We start from the raw sequence: 17,498 nt of genomic DNA on the forward strand, positions 1-17,498 counted from the left end.
CTGAAGAAGTACATCCGGCGGATGGAAGAGTTCGAACCCATCAAATGTCGGGGAAGAATCGAGCAGATTGTCGGCTTGACCATTGAGGGGCGGGGGCCGCGAGGTAATATCGGGGAGCTCTGTTTTATTGCTGCTCCCGAGGGTCGAATTAAGGCCGAGATCGTCGGGTTCCGGGGTGAACACACCATTCTCATGCCCCTTGGTGAAATGGGAAGGGTGGGGCCCGGCTGTGAGATCGTCGCCTCGGGGGATTTGTTTAAAATCGGAGTGGGGCCGGGCCTCAAAGGCCGGGTGCTCGACGGTCTGGGGCGCCCGCTGGACGGCCTTCCCCCCGTTGTTGCCGAGAGGTGGATTCCGGTCACGGCTGTAGCCCGCAATCCCCTGGAAAGGGAGAGGATCCGGGAGGCCCTGCCTTTAGGGATCAAGGCCATCGACGGACTCCTGACCTGCGGCAAGGGTCAGCGGCTGGGTATTTTCGCCGGAAGTGGGGTAGGAAAAAGCGTTCTCCTGGGGATGATTGCCCGCAATACGGAGGCGGATGTCAACGTCATCGCCCTGATTGGGGAGCGGGGGCGTGAGGTTAGGGATTTTATTGAAAGGGATCTGGGAAGTGAAGGGCTGCAGCGCTCGGTCGTTGTTGCGGCAACATCAGATCAGCCCGCCCTGGTGAGGATTAAAGGCGCTCTGGTGGCGACGGCCATCGCGGAGTATTTTCGCGATGAGGGGCAGGACGTGCTGCTGATGATGGACTCGGTAACCAGGTTTGCAATGGCCCAGAGAGAGGTCGGCCTCGCTGTTGGCGAGCCGCCGGCCACCAGAGGTTATACCCCGTCGGTGTTTGCCCTACTGCCGAAGTTGCTGGAAAGGGCGGGGACATCGCGCAAGGGTACCATTACCGGGCTTTATTCGGTTCTGGTTGACGGTGACGACCTCAATGAGCCCATTGCCGACGCTGTTCGGGGAACTCTGGACGGGCATATTGTTTTATCGCGGGAGCTGGCGGCGCAGAACCATTATCCGGCGATCGATGTTTTGAATTCGGTAAGCAGAGTGATGATCGATATCGTCTCCCCTCAGCACCTATCCAGCGCCGCGGCCATGCGGAATATTCTGGCGACGTACAGGGAGGCCAGGGATATAATCGAGATCGGTGCCTATAAAAGCGGCACCAATCCGAAAATTGATGAGGCCATCAGGATGTGGGACCGCTGCCTTTCTTTCCTCAGGCAGGGGGTGCAGGAGAGATATGACTACCAGGATGTGGTGGCGCAGCTGACAGAGCTGTTTCCCGAAAGAAGGGAAGAAGGGAGAGCCTCTCTTTGAAGCGCTTTCGTTTTCGGCTGCAGAAGTATTTAAACCTGAAAGTACAGCAAGAAAGGCTGGCGCGCCTGAAAGTGGCCCGGGCGCGGGCAGCATATATGCTTGAGGTAAACAGGCTTCAGGAAATTGAGGAGAAGACCGGAGAATTGCTGGCTCAGGGCAGGGAAGCACTCCGCGGCTCCATTCTCCCGGAGCTTCTCGTTCTCTGCTCGAGTTGTCTCCAGGTGCAGGAGAGGCTTGCCTGTGAGCAGCAGGCGGCGGTGGAGCGGGCGAAGGATCAGCTCAGAGAGGAGCAGCGCGCCCTCCTTCGGGTGCGGCAGGACCGCAGGCTCCTGGAACGCCTGCGCCAGCGCCGCTGGGAGGCTTATTACGCGGAGTTTCTGCGCTCTGAGCAAAAAACTCTCGATGAAATCGGCAGTATTCTGTTTACCAGAAGGTAGGATGAAGGCATGGAAAGGTTCTTCCCGGCGTCAGGAAAAGTAATCGCCATCTGTTTGCTGGTTATTCTCCTGGGAGGAATAGCCGCTGCCTCTACGACCGGCTGGATCGATCTCAAGGGCCTCATAGCCAAGGTCCTCCCTGAGCAGCAGGAAAAGGGCGAACAGGGGGAAGAAAAAGCGAAATCACTGGCAGAGGAGAACGAGCGCCTAAAGGAGCGCCTGAAACAACTGGAGCAGCAGCTTCAAAAGGAAAGAGAGCTGAGGATGAGCCTCGAAGAAAGAATTAACAGCGCCGAGACCGGGAGTGAGCAGGAGGCGAAAACAACCGGTTATCGCGCTCTGGGAGAGTATTATTCCGGGATGAAGCCCACAGCTGCTGCGGCCATTCTGGAACGGCTGGATCTGGCAGTGGTTGCGGAGATCCTGCAGGGCATGGATGAGGAGGAGGCGGGCAAGATTTTAGCCGCGATGGAACCGGAAAGGGCGGCCCAATTGACGGAGGTGATGGCGGAAGGCGCCGCTCTTGAAGGTGAAATACAGTAGCGACGAAAGGGGGTGAAAAGATGGATCAACTTTTCCCGGTTTGCTGCAAGCTTTCATCTCCTGCGGCACTCCGGGGGTGCGGAGAGAGGACGCCGCCGGATGATGCTTTTGGAGAGGTGCTTGACCGCCTGCTGGGACAGGGGCTCTTACCCGAGTCGCCGCAGAGCAAAGCTGCCCTCGGAACAACTTCCGGACTAAACGCTTCGTTGGAGGGAAAGGAAGGCAAAGGTGAGATTGAGGAACGGCTCACCGTAGAGGATGAGGAGACGGTCGGGCGGCAGCTGCAAGCGGAGGTGTCGGCCGGCGGGAGTATCTTCCTGAACGGCATTGTTACACCCTTCCGGGAGGTCGAACCGGCTGCAGCATTATCGGAAGGAGAAGGGCTTTTCTGGGAAGTTGCTTCTCCGGATGGGAAGGTATCCGGCCGGCCCACCGGCGTTCAGCCCCTTACTGAGGGAATCCCCGGCAGCATCAGCGAGGATGCCTCTCCGAAAAAAGGCAGTCTGTTATTTCCGGATGATCTGTTTAAGGATGGGGCGAACAAGACACGGGGAGAGATGTCGGTGCAAACCGACGGGCGGAAAACCGTTGAAACTGTTGCCGCAATTGGAAAAACTGCTGTCGGGCTGGGGCAGACAGGCCCTCCTTCGGGCGGGAGTACCGCTCTCGAAGTGGAGTCGGAACAGTTGATGCGGCAGAAGGGGGAGGCAGCAGATCAAAGGGGATTGCCGAAAGTGCAGGAAGGCCTTTCCTTAACCGAGCTGCCAAAGGAGACGGGAGCCGTTACCGGGCGGGTTTTTCCCGAGGCGCCGAACGTCCTCAAGCCCGATCCTGGTGAGATGATTAGGACTCCCGGGGAGCGTTTTGGGGAGCCGGGAATCGAAGAAGCGAACTTTGGGAGGCATATCGGCAGGGAGATCGTCAACCAGGTTGTAGAGAAGGCGCACCTGTTTCTGGGGAAGGATCGGGCAGCCCTCAGGCTGCAGCTCAAGCCGGAATTCCTCGGCCACCTGGACCTGACCATCAGTGTGGAAAAGGGGCTGGTTCATGCTCATTTCCGTGCCGAGAATGCCGCGGTAGCCGGCCTGATCGAAGGGCGCCTCCAGGAGCTGCGCCATTCTCTGGAGCAGCAGGGTATTTCCTGGCAGCAGTTGAGCGTCTCTGTAGAGAGCCGGTCGGGGTCCCAGGGTTTTTCGTATCCCGGTTTCAGCGATGGCACTTTGAATTACGGTTCTCCCGGTTACGGGGAGTGGATGACGCCTGCGGCCGGGCCCGACGAGGCCGAAGAGGCGGAGGCGGTCGTCCGGCATGACAGGGGTTTGGTGGATTATCTGGTTTAATCTCAAGGAGGTGAAAGCGATGGCCGGAGTTGAAGCGGTTTCCGGGGCAGCGCAACAGCCGGCAACATTGGAAAGGCGTTCTTTCAAAAGTGAGGATTTTTTCCAACTGTTGCTGGCCCAGTTGCGGCAGCAGGACCCCCTGGAGCCGGTTAAGAACACGGAATTCATCGCCCATTTGGCACAGTTGAATGCCCTGGAGCAGCTCAAGAACCTGAACGGCTATTTTGAGCAGCTCCTAGCGATGCAGCAAACTGAAGGTTACAGAAATGAGCTGGGTTTTTCGGCCGGCCTGCTGGGACGCCTGGTGGAGGCGAGAAACCCAGAAACGGGTGATGTCATCAAAGGAATGGTGTTGGGCTTTTATCGAAAGGATGGGGTTATCTGGTTGCAGTTGGAGCAGATGGCATTCCCATTAGGTTGGGTCGAGAAGGTTGCGGTGGCGCCGGAGGGTGATTCCCGGTGACTGAGAGGATCTACTTCCCCCAACCGATCCTGCCACCTGAGCAGGGCCGACCGCAAGGGGGTAGGGATGCGGTTAAAGACCTCTCTTTTGCCGATATTCTGGCCCGGCAGTCGTTGAAGTTTTCCCGGCACGCTCAGGAGCGGATTGCCCGGAGGGAGATCTCCCTGGAGGCAGCGCACCTTGAGAGAATAGAGGCGGCGGTGGAAAAGGCGGCCGCCAAAGGGGCGCGGGATTCCCTCATTCTGGTGGACAACCTTGCCTTCATCGTCAGCATCCGGAACCGTACGGTTGTAACGGCAATGGATGAAAAGAGTATGAAGGGTAATGTTTTTACGAATATCGACAGCGCCGTGATTATTTAAGCGGGTAAATGGCCGGACCTCTTTTGGAGGGGGCCTGGGTTTACCGAACGACTGACGTAAACCACCCGATTAAAAGGAGGTCGTTATCGAAATGATGCGTTCGCTTTTTGCCGCTGTTTCCGGGTTAAAAACCCACCAGCAGCGGATGGATGTTATCGGCAACAACATCGCCAATGTCAATACGCCGGGCTTCAAAAAGAGCCGGGTGACCTTTCAGGACATGCTCTACCAGACCATCAGGGGGGCCAGCCGCCCTGTGGAAGGAGGGCTTGGCGGCACCAATCCGATCCAGATGGGTCCCGGCGTCTCCATCGCCAGTATCGACACCATTTTCGGGATCACCAGCTTTCAGGATACGGGCAAAGCCACCGACCTGGGAATCGACGGTGAGGGTTTCTTCGTTTTAAGTGACGGCAGTAGGAACTATTACACAAGGGTCGGCAATTTTGACTTCGACAGCGAGGGGAACCTGGTCAGCCTTTTGAACGGAATGCATGTAATGGGGTGGATGGCTCAGCCCGACGGCAGTATAAAGACGGATGTCGAACCTGTTAATATTTGCATCAATATGAGTGAAACAGAACCGGCCAAGGCGACGGAAAACATCTATTTTGCCGGCAATCTGGATTCTAGGGTTCCCATATATGAAGATGATAACAAGACTCCGTCCTCCAAAATTATAGTGCGCCAGACGGTCTATGATTCCAAAGGGCAGGAATATATAGTGGCTATTGAGCTGAAAAAAGTAGGCAATAATGAGTGGAGCTGGATACTCAATGCAAATTCGATAGTCAATTCGACAGGCGAAACTATTGAGGTAGGGGAACAGAGCGGTGTTCTCAAATTTGATACACAAGGAAAGATTCAATCATCGACAGAAACACCACATATTAGTTTCACACCCCCAGGATCAGATACGCTGAATATTGCTCTTGATTTTAAAGGATTGACGCAATACGGTTCAAACTCCACCGCTACCATCCAGAGACAGGATGGCTATACTGCCGGTACCCTGGAGAGCTACACCATAGACCAGAGCGGGACGATAACCGGGGTCTTCACCAACGGGGTGACGCGCAGCCTCGCCCAGATCGCCCTGGCCCGCTTCTCCAACCCTGCCGGATTATACAAGAACGGGGGTTCCCTCTATTCGGAGACCAGCAATTCGGGGAAGCCGCTTCTCGGAACCGGAGGAGCGAGCGGTTTCGGATCGATAAGACCCGGTTCCCTGGAAATGTCCAATGTCGATCTTTCTTCGGAGTTTACCGAAATGATCATCACCCAGCGGGGATTTCAGGCCAATTCCCGGGTGATCACCGCATCTGATGAAATGCTGCAGGAGCTGGTCAATCTTAAGCGTTAACAGAAAACCCCGGCGGGAAGGACAAGGGGCCCGGCTCCTTTGAGGCCAAGGGGCCCCCTACCCGGCGGGGGGTGAGGGGTGATGGGGCTTGATACCGTTAACAGGGCTGAACGGCAAAGAGTTTTACGTAAACAGCGATCTTATCGAAGTCCTGGAGCGAACACCTGATACCGTGGTGACCCTGACGACAGGGAAGAAGTTCATTGTCAAAGAGGATCCCCTGGAGATCATCGAACGCATTATCAGGTTTCGCAGGGAGAGCTGCCGATCGTTGCCACCGGTGAAGGGGAGGTGTGGAGAGGATGCCTCAGGAGACAACAGGTGAAGGAAGCCCTCGGAAGCAGACGGGTAAAGGGATCGTGATCGATCAGAGGATCCTGCTGCTCGGTTTTGTCGCCGTAGCCGTATGCGCCGTGCTTACCCTGTTGACGGTGTTTTTTGCGATAAGGAATATGAGCCAGACGGAAAACCGAACCTCTGCTCGGGGAAATAGCGCCGTTTCCCCGATCGGGCCTCTGTTCGAGGCGGGGGAGTTCACCACCAACCTGGCTCCGGGTGGGGAGAAGAAGCTCATCAAGGTGAAGGTCGTTTTCGAGTTGAGCAACAAGGACGTGGAAAAAGAAGTCAAGGAGAAGCTCCCCGTTTTAAACGACAAGATCATACTTTTTCTCAACAGCAAGACCGATGAGGAGCTGCGAGCGGAGAATCGATCTCAGCTCAAAGCAGAAATCATGGAGGCTTTGAATGATTCCTTGCAGACGGGGAAAATTCGCAGCATCTACTTTTCCGATCTGGTAATGCAATAAGCTCTTGAGGGGTGGTTTCCTTGGCAGAGATACTGTCTCAGGACGAGATCGATAAACTGCTGGCGGCACTGACATCGGGCGAAGTGAACCCCGATGAGCTGAAAGAGGAGGAAAAGGCGAAAAGGGTCAGGACTTATGATTTTAGGCGCCCTAATAAGTTTTCCAAGGAACAGATCAATTCCTTCGAGATTATTTACGACAATTTCGCCAGAACCGTGGCGACATTTCTCTCGGCACAGTTGAGGATATCGGTGCAGGTGTCTGTCATCTCCGTCGAGCAACTGACCTATGAGGAGTTCGTGCGTTCTCTTCCCGACCCCTCGGTGCTGGTCGTTTTCAGCATGAATCCCCTCCAGGGGAACGGCATTTTGGAAATGCAGCCTTCTGTCGTTTTCAGTATCATAGAACGCCTGTTCGGAGGCTATGGTGGCTTTATTGTCGGCAACCGTGCCCTGACGGAGATCGAACGAACGATCGTCGGGCGGGTATCCCAACAGATGCTGGACATTTTCCGGGAGGTTTGGGCGACGAATATTACCGAAATCAACCCCCAGGTAGAACTGATCGAGTCCAATCCTCAATTTGCCCAGATCGTTTCCCCTTCAGAAATGGTCATCCTGATCTCCCTGGCGACGAAGATCGGACGGACGGAGGGGATTACCCACTTCTGCCTGCCGTATATTGTGCTGGAGCCGGTTCTCGATCGCTTGAGCGCGCATTACTGGTTTGCCAAGGACATCAAAGGAGAGGACCCCGAACAGCGCCGTTTTCTCCAGCAGCAGATTGAATCCACTTCAATTCCCATCCGGGTCGTTCTGGGGAGGACGTCCATTACCGTCCAGGATTTGCTGGCCATCCAGGTGGGGGATGTCGTCCCGGTGGACCGCAGGATCGATCATGATATCGACGTCTACATCGGCAACCGAAGGAAGTTCGTTGCCAGGCCGGGGCGGCGAAGCAACCGGCTCGCGGTTCAGATAACCGGATTTGTGGGAAAGGAGGGGTGTTCCATTGAACTATGAAACTTTATCTCAGGAGGAAATTGACGCCCTTCTCAAGGGGGAAGGCGGCAATCAGAAGGCACAATTAACGGACCTGGAACTGGATACTTTGGGGGAGATATCCAACATTTTTATGGGGACGGCGGCCACGACCCTGTCCAGTTTGGTGGGCAAGAAAGTGGAGATTACCACCCCCAGGATCCAGGTCACAACATCCTCCCGGCTCCAGATCGAGCATCCTCTGCCTTATGTGGCTGTCAAGGTCAGATATACAGAGGGCTTAAAAGGCACCAACGTCCTCATTATCAAAATCCACGATGCGGGAGTAATAGTGGACTTAATGATGGGGGGGGATGGTAGCAATCCTCCGGAGGAACTAGAGGAGATTCATTTAAGTGCCATCAGTGAAGCCATGAATCAGATGATGGGTTCGGGAGCAACATCGATGTCTGAGGTTTTTCGAAAAAGGGTGAACATTTCACCTCCAACTGTCAGCGTCTTGAATTTCGCCGAAGAACGGCTCGATTTTAACGGCGGCAACGAGGCCGATGATGAGGAGTTGGTGAAGGTTCTCTTTCGCATGTACATTGAGAATGTCGTCGACAGTGAAGTGATGCAGATCACCCCTGTAAGTTTTGCCAAGCAAATAAGCAGTCAGCTGCTGGCAGAAGTCTCCGGCGAAGCCGGGCCGACGCCGGTGGCGGAGAGCGGGACAAAATCCGATAGTATTGCCGGCGATAGAGAGAAGGTTGCGCGACCTTCAGAGAATGGGGGGAATGGTGCGGGGGAGAGGGAGATTACCGTACAGCCAGTCCAGTTTGCTCCTCTGGAGGCGGCGCAGGCGCCCCAGGAGACCGGCAATTTGTCGCTGATTCTGGATGTTCCGCTGGAATTTACGGTGGAACTTGGCCGTACTCAGAGGACGATCAAGGAGATTTTGGAGCTGGGACCCGGTGCTATTGTTGAGCTGGACAAGCTCGCAGGGGAAGCGGTGGATATCTTCGTCAACGGCAAGTCGATCGCCAAGGGGGAGGTCGTCGTGATCGACGAAAATTACGGGGTCCGCATCACGGAAATCTTAAGCTCGGCGGAAAGAATCAATAAGCTGCGCTGACAGCGGCCGGGATGCAGGAGGGAGTAATCTTGGGAAAACGCATTCTCATCGTAGATGACGCCGCTTTCATGCGGATGATGCTCAAAGACATTCTGACCAAGAACGGTTACGTGGTGGTCGGAGAGGCCGAAAACGGAATAGCTGCGGTTAATAAATACAAGGAGTTGCGCCCCGATCTGGTCACCATGGACATAACCATGCCGGAGATGGACGGAATCACCGCCTTAAGGGAAATCCGCAAATTCGATGCCGATGCCAAAGTTATTATGTGCAGCGCCATGGGGCAGCAGGCAATGGTGATCGACTCTATCCAGGCCGGCGCCAAGGATTTCATCGTTAAACCTTTTCAGCCGGAAAGGGTTCTGGAGGCAGTTGCCAAGGCCATCCGGTGAGTCTGGAGGAACATTCGTGATGCCAAAACCCCTTTTCCTGAATTCCTTTTGGCCCTTGTTTTTTTCTTCCGTTTCATCACAGTTTGAGTACCAGGAACCTATGCAGGTAGCGGCACCGGATATGGGTTCTCTGCTCCTGCGTCTAACTATTAGCCTGATCATTGTGATCGGTTTGGCCGTGCTGGTTATTAAGTTTTTACAAAGGCAGGCATCCTTTTCCGGAACCGGCCGCTGGATCAGAATTCTCGATCAGGTTGCTATCGGTCCCAACCGCGCCCTGATCCTGGCGGAGATAGCGGGGAAGATCTATGTCTTAGGTGTGACCGATCACAACATCACGAAATTGATGGAGATCAAAAATGCCTCTCAGGCAGATTTTCTGGCAGCTGAGGAACTGGATGCCGAAATCAGGTCTGCGGTTGCTGCCGGCAGAGGGCGGCTGCCCTTTTGGAAAAAGTCTTTCCGGGATGTTTTCTTGAACAGGAAAAACATTGAGGAAAGTTGTCACTCGGGGGAAGGGGACTGATCTCATGGGGGTGAGGAAGCGGTTTCTGACCGCCGGACTGGTGGCGGCGATGGCGATCTGTGGGCTTGTCTGCTGGCTCTCTCTCGCACGAGAGGCGAGCGCTCAGTCGGTGCCTGTCCCCAGGGTCAACATAGAGGTCGGTACCGCCCAGAATCCTCAGGAGGTATCCCAGAGCCTTCAGATTCTTTTGATCATTACTTTGCTGTCACTGGCGCCGGCGATTCTCATTATGATGACTTCCTTTACCAGGATCATCGTCGTCTTCTCCTTTTTAAGAAGCGCTCTGGCCACACAACAGATGCCCCCCAATCAGGTGCTGATCGGGATTGCTTTGTTCTTAACGTTTTTTATCATGGCACCGACCTGGCAGGCGGTCAACCGCGATGCCCTGCAGCCTTTCCTGAGGGGGGAGATCGATCAAGAGGTGGCCTTTGAACGGGGGATGGAACCCATCCGCACTTTTATGTTCAAGCAGACAAGGGAAAAGGATCTGGCCCTCTTTGTCTCCTTGGCCAAAATACCCCGACCCCGCACTTATGAGGATATTCCGAACTATGTGCTTATACCTGCGTTTGCCATCAGCGAATTGAAAACCGCCTTTCAGATCGGTTTTATGATATATATTCCCTTTTTGGTGATCGATATGATCGTCGCCAGTACCCTGATGTCCATGGGAATGTTGATGCTGCCGCCGATGATGATCTCCCTTCCTTTCAAAATTCTGCTGTTTATTATGGTCGACGGCTGGCATTTACTGGTAAGATCCCTGATCCTGAGCTTTTCCTAAAGGAGTGTCCAAATGACGGAGAACGCGATCATCACTTTGGGGCGTGAGGCTCTGTACGCAGTGCTGTTGGTTTCGGCACCTCTCCTGGGGGTGAGTTTGTTGGTGGGGCTGGTCATTAGCATTTTTCAGGCAACAACCCAGATCCAGGAGCAGACTTTAAGCTTCGTTCCCAAAATAATTGCCGTCCTGATAACGGCGGTTGCCTTTGCTCCCTGGATGCTGAAGATTTTAGTTTCCTTTACCCAAGATATTCTGCTGAGCATTTATACGATGGGTGTCAGGTGAGCTTCTGCTAAGACGGGGAAGCGGCGATGGACTTTATGAATTTGATCTTACAAAAAGCGGATTTCTTTCTGCTGATCTGGGGAAGGGTTGTCGGCCTATTTCTGGCGGCGATTCCTTTTAACAGCCGCAATCTGCCCATCCAGGTGAGGGTCTGGTTGGCCGCCCTTGTTGCCTTTTTTCTTGCCAGCGTTTATTCCCAACAATCGCCGCCGATAGCCGGGACTTTGGGGGGTTACCTGTTGCAGTTCCTCGGGGAGGTGCTGATCGGCCTGATGTTGGGGTTTCTCACCCAAATAACATTCGCCATTTTTCAGTATGCCGGACAGATCATCGATATGCAGATCGGCTATGGGATCGTCAATGTCATCGATCCCCAGTCCGGCGTCCAGGTTCCCGTTATCGGTACTTTCAAGTATCTGCTGGCAATTGTCCTGTTTTTATCAATAGACGGGCATCACTATCTCCTGGCCGCCGTCGACAAAAGCTATCGCGTGCTGCCGGTCGGAGAGGTGCACTTGACGGGCTCCAGTTACTCCTTTCTCGTCGATCTGATGGGAGAGATGTTTACCGCTGCTTTTCAAATCGCTCTCCCCATTTTAGGAGCGCTGTTCATTGCCGATCTGGCCTTGGGGGTTGTTGCCCGGACCGTGCCCCAGATAAACGTTTTCTTGATCGGGATGCCCTTGAAAATAGGGCTCGGGGTAGCTTTGATGCTTCTGTTGCTGCCGCTGTTGATCTGGATGTTCGGGCGCACATTTGCCGGACTTTTTGAAGACCTTAACAGGATATTGCTTATTCTAGGACGGTGAACTGTTGTTGTTCCTGTCTGAACGATTCGATCTCCAGCTTTTTGCCGAGGAGCGCACCGAGAAGGCGACCCCCAAGCGCCGGGAAGAGGCCCGGAAAAGGGGGCAGGTGGCCCGAAGCATAGAAATCAACTCTGCGGTTATCCTGCTCTCGACCTTTCTGGCAATTAAAGTTTTAAGCCCCTGGTTGGGGATGCAGGTGGCCGGTTTCGGGGGCAGTATATTTAGAGATTTTCTGCTGCAGGATTTTGATCAGAAAACCCTGCTTCACCTTCTTGTGTTAACGGCATTGTCCTTTTTTCAGGTTTGCCTGCCGGTGATGGCGGTTGCTCTGGGAGCGGGGCTGGTGGCTAATTATTTGCAGGTCGGTTTTCTCTTCACGGGGGCCCCGCTCACCCCCAGGCTCGAGCGGATCAATCCCATCAGCGGCTGGAAGCGCATATTTTCCCGTCGTGCCTTATTGGAGTTGGGAAAGGCCGTTGCCAAGGTGGTGATTATCGGCTACATTGTCTACAGCACCATCAAGGCAAATATCTATATCTTCCCCAGGCTTGTCGATATGAGCGTGGTCGATGCTGTAGGTCAAATTGGTGATTTGAGCAGCAAGATTATCTTAAAGATAGGTGTTTTCCTTCTCCTTCTGGCTGTAGTCGATTACATCTATCAGTACTGGGAACACAGTAAGTCTCTCCGCATGACTAAAAAGGAGCTGAAGGATGAGTATCGCCAGTATGAAGGGGATCCCCTGATCAAGGGGAGAATTCGCCAGAGACAGAGGCAGGTTTCTTATCACCGGATGATGCAACAGGTTCCTAAGGCCGATGTGGTGATCACCAACCCGACCCACTATGCGGTTGCGCTGCGCTACGAGCCGGAGGAGATGAATGCTCCGGTGGTGCTGGCCAAAGGGGTAGACGCTCTGGCCTTGCGGATCAGGGAAATTGCCAGCCAGCACGGGATCACCATTTACGAGGACCCTCCTCTGGCCCGGGTGTTATATCAGACTGTGGAAGTCGATCAGGTCATACCGCCCGAACTTTATGAGGCGGTAGCCGGCGTGCTGGCCTTTGTTTATCGCCTGCGACAGCGGCGGCGATTTCAATAGATAGAGGTGAGTTGGATTGGCAGGGGGATATCTTCTCAACAGCCGTCTTTTCCGGTACGGCGATGTTGCCGTGGCGGTGATCATCATCCTGTCGGTGGTGATGATGATCGTTCCCGTCTCGGCCGAATTCCTGAGCTTTTTGCTGATCGTCAACATAACCGTATCCCTATTGATCCTGCTGGTTTCGCTTTTTATCCAGGAGTCCCTGGAGTTCTCGGTTTTTCCTACCTTGCTCTTGATTATGACTCTTTTTCGCCTCTGTCTCAATGTCTCCACCACCCGGTTGATTCTTCTTCACGCTTATGCCGGTGAGGTTGTTCAGAAGTTCGGGGGTTTTGTGATCGGCGGGAATCCTGTAGTGGGATTTATCATCTTCATTATTCTCATCGTCATTCAGTTCATCGTTATCACCCGGGGAGCGGAACGTGTTTCCGAAGTCGCCGCCCGCTTTACTCTGGATGCTATGCCCGGGAAACAGATGAGCATCGATGCCGATCTCAATGCCGGTTTGATCACCGAGAACGAGGCCCGGCAAAGAAGACGCCAGATCCAGATGGAGGCGGATTTTTACGGGGCGATGGACGGCGCCAGCAAGTTCGTGCGGGGGGATGCCATCGCCGCCCTGGTGATCGTTGTGATCAATATTCTCGGCGGCTTTTTGGTAGGGATGCTTCAAAAGGGAATGTCTTTCCAGCAGGCTCTGGAAACCTATACTGTGCTTACCGTAGGTGACGGACTGGTGACGCAGATTCCCGCCCTCCTGGTTTCGACCTCGGCGGGGATTATCGTGACCAGGGCTGCGGCAGAGTCCAGTTTCGGCCTCGACCTTCTGAGGCAGCTTCTTCAATATCCGAAGGCGCTTCTTATCGCAGGAGGGATCCTGGTTCTGCTGGCTGTTTTTGGACTTCCTTTCTTACCAATTCTCATTGTGACCGGATTGCTGGTGGGGTTGGGGATGACCCTCGACCGCTCCTTCCGGGAGGCCAGGATTCAGGAGGAAGAGAAGGAGCGCAGCCGGGAGCTGGAAGAGAGCAAGAAACCGGAGCACACCTTTTCTCTCGTCCAGGTTGACCCGCTGGAAATAGAGCTCGGTTATAATCTGGTTCCCCTCGTGGACGCGGAGCAGGGAGGGGATCTGCTGGACCGGATCGTATCAATCAGGCGCCAGATAGCTCTGGAACTCGGCTTCGTGGTGCCGCCGGTGCGACTGCGGGACAATATGCAGCTGAGCCCCAACCATTATGTTATTAAAGTCAAAGGGGTAGAAGTGGGGAGCGGGGATTTGATGTTGGATCACTACCTGGTTTTGGGTCCAGGTGTTCAGGAAAAGCTGGAGGGGCTCAAGACGAAGGAGCCCACCTTCGGTCTGCCTGCTTTGTGGGTCCGCGGACACCGCCGTGAAGAGGCGGAACTGGCCGGTTTTACGGTAGTCGATCCGACATCGGTGCTGGCCACCCACCTGACCGAAGTTATTAAGAAGCATGCTCACCAAATAATCAGCCGACAGGATGTTCAAAATCTCCTGGACTATGTTAAAAAAACCCATCCTGCCGTTGTTAACGAGCTTTATCCCGATTTGCTGAGTTTGGGGGAGATCCAGAGGGTGCTCGCCAATCTCCTGCAGGAGCGGGTTTCCATCAGGGACCTGGTGACCATCCTGGAAACTTTAGCCGATAATGCGCGGTCGACCAGGGATACCGATGTGCTGACAGAACAGGTGCGCCAGGCTCTGGGAAGGCAGATTGTCGTCCAGCATCTGGAAGGGGAGAAGCTCTATGTTTTGACCTTGGAACCGGAACTGGAGAAGAGTTTGAAGGAGGGAATTCAAAAAACAGAGCAGGGTTCCTATCTGGTTTTGGAGCCCCAGAAGGCCCAGCGCATCCTGGAGAGATTGCGGGAGGCCGCTAAGAGGGTTATGGAGGCGGGCCATCAGCCCATCGTCCTCTGCGCCCCCATAGTGAGACTGCACTTAAAGCGTTTGGCCGAAAGACTGATACCTGGGCTTGCCGTTCTGTCTTTCAATGAAATTCCACCGAACATCCAAGTAGAATCGCTGGGGATGGTGAGTATTCTTGAAAATTAGGCGTTTTGTAGCAGATGATATGCAGCAGGCGCTGAGCCAAGTCAAGCATACATTCGGCAAGGATGCCCTGATTTTGCAGACAAGAAAGTACCGCCGGGGCGGTTTCTTGGGTTTTTTCGGCCGGGAGATGGTGGAGGTGACCGCTGCCGTTGCCGATGATGATGAGATGAACGGGCGGACGGCGCCGTTTTCTAAAGAGCCGGTCAGGAGGGCGGTAGAGCCGGTAGAGAGGGCACCTCTTTACAGAAATTATCCGGCAAAGGATGAGGTTGATGATGATTTAGATGTGAAAGAGGAGTTAAGGGATATCAAGTTGATCCTCGGAAAGATGCTTTCAGAACTGGAAACAACCGGAGCAGAGGAAAGCGGCACTTATCCGGGACCTTTTCAGCAAATTTACCGCCAACTGAGGGCCAACGAAGTGGAGGAGAGGCTGGCCCGCAGGATCATCAATGAAGCAATGGAGCGCCTGCACCCCTCCAGCTGGGGGGAGGAAGCGGCTCTCTCCGCGGTCGAAGAAAGCATAGCGAAACGCCTTCTCCGTCCCCGCCCTATTGCTTTTAACAAAGAGAATGAGAAGAAAAGGGTCGTTTTGGTGGGCCCCACCGGTGTTGGCAAGACAACCACCATCGCCAAGCTGGCAGCCATCTTTTCCATTCTGGAAAAGAAAAAAGTGGCTTTGGCGACTGTGGATACTTACCGCGTGGCTGCCGTCGACCAGCTGCAAACTTATGCCGATATCATTGCTCTACCTCTGGAAGTGACCTACAGCCCCAAAGAACTGCAGCAGGCTCTCGCAAAACACGATGATAAGGATCTGGTTCTCATCGATACCGCAGGGAGAAGCCCTCTTGATGAAATGGCCATGACGGAATTAAAGGCTTTTCTGGACCCCTGCCCGAAGCTGGATATCTTTCTCGTCGTGGGAGCGAACACGAAGCAAGCCGATCTGTTGGAGACGATTAAAAGATTCTCGGATCTTCCTGTCAAGCAGTTGATATTTACCAAACTCGATGAAACCCAAAGGCATGGTGTTATTCTCAACGTTGTCAACAGAATGCGCAAAGGGTTGGCCTATGTCACTACCGGACAAAGGGTGCCGGATGATATTGCCGTGCCTGATCCTCTGCAACTCGCAAGATTGATAATGAAGGTGAGTGATCTTGAACGACCAGGCCGAAAGGTTAAGATTCCTGGCCAGAACCCTACAGGATCAAGTCCGCAGCCAGGTTTTTGAAGCCGTTCAGAACTGCCGGGTGATCGCGGTCACCAGTGGAAAAGGGGGAGTGGGGAAAACAAATCTGGCACTGGGACTGGCTCTCGCCCTGGCGAAAGCAAAATACCGCGTGCTGCTGTGGGACGCCGATCTCGGACTGGCCAATGTGGACATTATACTGGGGATCGTGCCGAAATACAATTTAACCCATGTCTTGAAAGGGGAAAGGTCGATCAGGGAGGTATTGATCGAAGGACCTGCCGGCCTCCGGGTAATACCGGGTGGTTCGGGGATCGAGGAGATCGCCAATGTTGAACCCTTGGTCCTGACAAAAATCCTCCGGGAAATGGCCGCTCTGGACAGCAAGCTGGATTATTTGTTTATTGACACCGGTGCCGGTATTACCAGGCAGGTTCTGGCCGTTGCTTTGGCGGCGACAGAGGTGATGTTGGTGACAACACCAGAACCTACTGCTTTGACCGATGCCTACGGGATGATTAAAGTGCTGAAGAACCACCGCGGGGCGCACCGAATTAAACTGATCGTTAATATGGCGAAGAATGAGCGCGAGGGGGAGGCCGCAGCTGAGAAGCTTGTTCGTGTGGCGAGGCAATTCCTCGGTGTGGAACTAAAAGTCGTGGGGTATGTTCCGTACGACCGGGCGGTTCCGGATGCAGTTAAAAAAAACCAGCATTATTATCTGGCCTCTCCTCATGCTCCGGCGTCCCTCAGCACTTTAAAAATCGCTTCTTCTCTCGGAAAAATCAAAAAGGACGGCAACTCCGGACTGAAAGATTTTGTGGAACAGGTTGTCTCCTTTTTGCAGAAAAAACCCAGAGAAGGGTGAAATGGATTGACGGAAGCGGAATTGAGAATCAACAAAAGGGTCGTGATCAAGGTATCTCAAAAGGGTGCCTATAGTGGATGCTATCCCAGCAGGGTTGAGGACATCTCTCCGAACCGGATCGTTTTGGCTGCTCCGCTGAAAGGCCAAAAAACGGTTCCGTTAGAGGAGGGGGAGGTAATTACCGTTGAATACTGTGGAAGTTCGGCAGTATACAGCTTTACAACCCGGATTGTCGGCACGGGTAAGGGCCATCTTCCCACGATCACGGTGGAGTCCCCGCAGATGATCAGGCGCCGGCAGCGGCGCAGTTTCCTGCGGATGAAGGCAAGAATTCCCGTGACTTTAACTCCGGTGAGTACCGGCGGCAATCTTTCTCCTCCTCCAATTTATCAGATGGAGACTGTCGATATCAGCGGTGGTGGATTGATGCTGAAATCGCCCCTCCCTTTTCCGGAAGGGGAGAGCCTGGAGCTGGAGGTTTCACTGCCGCAGAGAGGGGTAGTTGAGGCTTTAGGAAAGGTTGTCCGGGTAGAGATGAAAAAGGGAGGGAGTTCTCCCTGTTATATGCTGGGGATCGAGTTCACGGTTATTAAGGAAGCGGAACGCCAGAAAATCGTTTCTTATGTTTATGAGCTGCAGCGCCGGATGCATAAACGGCGCATCTATTAGGAGGGTATCGGGATTATTAACACGATCAGG

The 17,498-nt window shown here is 54.0% G+C and carries 21 protein-coding genes; all 21 read left to right on the forward strand.

Translation table 11 applies throughout. The features are described from left to right. The 21 genes from fliI (at position 1) to TPH_RS05530 (ending at position 17,468) form a co-directional block, all read left to right on the forward strand. Positions 1 to 1,323, forward strand: a complete 1,323-nt coding sequence (gene fliI / locus TPH_RS05430; RefSeq protein ID WP_428837357.1) for a flagellar protein export ATPase FliI — start codon at positions 1 to 3, stop codon at positions 1,321 to 1,323. After that, positions 1,320 to 1,760 carry a flagellar export protein FliJ gene (locus TPH_RS05435; protein ID WP_015050189.1) on the forward strand — a complete coding sequence of 147 codons (441 nt, stop codon included), beginning with the start codon at positions 1,320 to 1,322 and terminating at the stop codon, positions 1,758 to 1,760. Before fliI ends, TPH_RS05435 begins: the two co-directional genes overlap by 4 nt. Before the next feature lie 9 nt (positions 1,761 to 1,769). Next, on the forward strand, positions 1,770 to 2,303 hold the full coding sequence (locus TPH_RS05440) for a MotE family protein (protein WP_015050190.1): 534 nt from the start codon (positions 1,770 to 1,772) through the stop codon (positions 2,301 to 2,303). A 20-nt stretch (positions 2,304 to 2,323) separates the two neighbouring features. After that, on the forward strand, positions 2,324 to 3,643 hold the full coding sequence (locus tag TPH_RS05445; RefSeq protein ID WP_015050191.1) for a flagellar hook-length control protein FliK: 1,320 nt from the start codon (positions 2,324 to 2,326) through the stop codon (positions 3,641 to 3,643). 19 nt (positions 3,644 to 3,662) lie between these two features. Further along, positions 3,663 to 4,106 (forward strand): flagellar hook capping FlgD N-terminal domain-containing protein, encoded by a 444-nt coding sequence (locus TPH_RS05450; protein WP_015050192.1) that lies wholly within the window; start codon positions 3,663 to 3,665, stop codon positions 4,104 to 4,106. Further along, a complete protein-coding gene (locus TPH_RS05455) occupies positions 4,103 to 4,468 on the forward strand; it encodes a TIGR02530 family flagellar biosynthesis protein (RefSeq protein WP_015050193.1) in 366 nt (121 codons plus the stop codon). Before TPH_RS05450 ends, TPH_RS05455 begins: the two co-directional genes overlap by 4 nt. 91 nt (positions 4,469 to 4,559) lie before the next feature. Continuing rightward, complete coding sequence (locus TPH_RS05460; protein WP_015050194.1) at positions 4,560 to 5,831, forward strand: flagellar hook protein FlgE; 1,272 nt, start codon at positions 4,560 to 4,562, stop codon at positions 5,829 to 5,831. Between the two features lie 88 nt (positions 5,832 to 5,919). After that, positions 5,920 to 6,156, forward strand: a complete 237-nt coding sequence (locus tag TPH_RS05465; protein ID WP_015050195.1) for a flagellar FlbD family protein — start codon at positions 5,920 to 5,922, stop codon at positions 6,154 to 6,156. After that, positions 6,134 to 6,637 (forward strand): flagellar basal body-associated FliL family protein, encoded by a 504-nt coding sequence (locus TPH_RS05470; RefSeq protein WP_015050196.1) that lies wholly within the window; start codon positions 6,134 to 6,136, stop codon positions 6,635 to 6,637. Before TPH_RS05465 ends, TPH_RS05470 begins: the two co-directional genes overlap by 23 nt. A gap of 11 nt (positions 6,638 to 6,648) precedes the next feature. Continuing rightward, positions 6,649 to 7,659, forward strand: a complete 1,011-nt coding sequence (fliM, locus tag TPH_RS05475) for a flagellar motor switch protein FliM (RefSeq protein ID WP_408033288.1) — start codon at positions 6,649 to 6,651, stop codon at positions 7,657 to 7,659. Beyond that, positions 7,649 to 8,752: a flagellar motor switch phosphatase FliY gene (gene fliY, locus TPH_RS05480; protein ID WP_015050198.1), complete on the forward strand. Its 1,104-nt coding sequence runs from the start codon at positions 7,649 to 7,651 to the stop codon at positions 8,750 to 8,752. Before fliM ends, fliY begins: the two co-directional genes overlap by 11 nt. A gap of 11 nt (positions 8,753 to 8,763) precedes the next feature. Beyond that, on the forward strand, positions 8,764 to 9,144 hold the full coding sequence (locus tag TPH_RS05485) for a response regulator (RefSeq protein ID WP_428837346.1): 381 nt from the start codon (positions 8,764 to 8,766) through the stop codon (positions 9,142 to 9,144). Positions 9,145 to 9,244: 100 nt separating this feature from the next. After that, positions 9,245 to 9,670: a flagellar biosynthetic protein FliO gene (fliO, locus tag TPH_RS05490; protein WP_236608827.1), complete on the forward strand. Its 426-nt coding sequence runs from the start codon at positions 9,245 to 9,247 to the stop codon at positions 9,668 to 9,670. A gap of 4 nt (positions 9,671 to 9,674) precedes the next feature. Further along, positions 9,675 to 10,457 carry a flagellar type III secretion system pore protein FliP gene (gene fliP, locus TPH_RS05495; RefSeq protein WP_015050201.1) on the forward strand — a complete coding sequence of 261 codons (783 nt, stop codon included), beginning with the start codon at positions 9,675 to 9,677 and terminating at the stop codon, positions 10,455 to 10,457. Between the two features lie 12 nt (positions 10,458 to 10,469). Then, entirely contained in the window at positions 10,470 to 10,742 is a 273-nt protein-coding gene (fliQ, locus tag TPH_RS05500) for a flagellar biosynthesis protein FliQ (protein WP_015050202.1), read from the forward strand. A 26-nt stretch (positions 10,743 to 10,768) separates the two neighbouring features. Further along, positions 10,769 to 11,551: a flagellar biosynthetic protein FliR gene (gene fliR / locus TPH_RS05505; RefSeq protein ID WP_015050203.1), complete on the forward strand. Its 783-nt coding sequence runs from the start codon at positions 10,769 to 10,771 to the stop codon at positions 11,549 to 11,551. Positions 11,552 to 11,555: 4 nt separating this feature from the next. After that, on the forward strand, positions 11,556 to 12,653 hold the full coding sequence (flhB, locus tag TPH_RS05510) for a flagellar biosynthesis protein FlhB (RefSeq protein ID WP_015050204.1): 1,098 nt from the start codon (positions 11,556 to 11,558) through the stop codon (positions 12,651 to 12,653). A 16-nt stretch (positions 12,654 to 12,669) separates the two neighbouring features. Continuing rightward, positions 12,670 to 14,736 (forward strand): flagellar biosynthesis protein FlhA, encoded by a 2,067-nt coding sequence (gene flhA, locus TPH_RS05515; protein WP_015050205.1) that lies wholly within the window; start codon positions 12,670 to 12,672, stop codon positions 14,734 to 14,736. Then, positions 14,726 to 15,973 (forward strand): flagellar biosynthesis protein FlhF, encoded by a 1,248-nt coding sequence (flhF, locus tag TPH_RS05520; protein WP_015050206.1) that lies wholly within the window; start codon positions 14,726 to 14,728, stop codon positions 15,971 to 15,973. The genes flhA and flhF overlap by 11 nt, the downstream gene beginning before the upstream one ends. Further along, on the forward strand, positions 15,900 to 16,799 hold the full coding sequence (locus tag TPH_RS05525) for a MinD/ParA family protein (protein ID WP_049886079.1): 900 nt from the start codon (positions 15,900 to 15,902) through the stop codon (positions 16,797 to 16,799). Before flhF ends, TPH_RS05525 begins: the two co-directional genes overlap by 74 nt. A 6-nt stretch (positions 16,800 to 16,805) precedes the next feature. Beyond that, the gene (locus tag TPH_RS05530; protein WP_015050208.1) at positions 16,806 to 17,468 is read left to right on the forward strand and encodes a flagellar brake protein; all 663 of its coding nucleotides are present in this window, start codon (positions 16,806 to 16,808) and stop codon (positions 17,466 to 17,468) included. Positions 17,469 to 17,498: the final 30 nt, after the last annotated feature.

Source organism: Thermacetogenium phaeum DSM 12270, assembly GCF_000305935.1.
Taxonomy (GTDB): domain Bacteria; phylum Bacillota; class DSM-12270; order Thermacetogeniales; family Thermacetogeniaceae; genus Thermacetogenium; species Thermacetogenium phaeum.

What these genes read in the sequence shown, in the direction of transcription:
- TPH_RS05440 (WP_015050190.1), top strand. Translation starts at nt 1,770, where the DNA reads ATGGAAAGGTTCTTCCCGGCGTCAGGAAAAGTAATCGCCATCTGTTTG.
- TPH_RS05445 (WP_015050191.1), top strand. Translation starts at nt 2,324, where the DNA reads ATGGATCAACTTTTCCCGGTTTGCTGCAAGCTTTCATCTCCTGCGGCA.
- TPH_RS05450 (WP_015050192.1), top strand. Translation starts at nt 3,663, where the DNA reads ATGGCCGGAGTTGAAGCGGTTTCCGGGGCAGCGCAACAGCCGGCAACA.
- TPH_RS05460 (WP_015050194.1), top strand. Translation starts at nt 4,560, where the DNA reads ATGATGCGTTCGCTTTTTGCCGCTGTTTCCGGGTTAAAAACCCACCAG.
- TPH_RS05470 (WP_015050196.1), top strand. Translation starts at nt 6,134, where the DNA reads ATGCCTCAGGAGACAACAGGTGAAGGAAGCCCTCGGAAGCAGACGGGT.
- TPH_RS05485 (WP_428837346.1), top strand. Translation starts at nt 8,764, where the DNA reads ATGCAGGAGGGAGTAATCTTGGGAAAACGCATTCTCATCGTAGATGAC.
- fliO (WP_236608827.1), top strand. Translation starts at nt 9,245, where the DNA reads ATGCAGGTAGCGGCACCGGATATGGGTTCTCTGCTCCTGCGTCTAACT.
- fliP (WP_015050201.1), top strand. Translation starts at nt 9,675, where the DNA reads ATGGGGGTGAGGAAGCGGTTTCTGACCGCCGGACTGGTGGCGGCGATG.
- fliQ (WP_015050202.1), top strand. Translation starts at nt 10,470, where the DNA reads ATGACGGAGAACGCGATCATCACTTTGGGGCGTGAGGCTCTGTACGCA.
- fliR (WP_015050203.1), top strand. Translation starts at nt 10,769, where the DNA reads ATGGACTTTATGAATTTGATCTTACAAAAAGCGGATTTCTTTCTGCTG.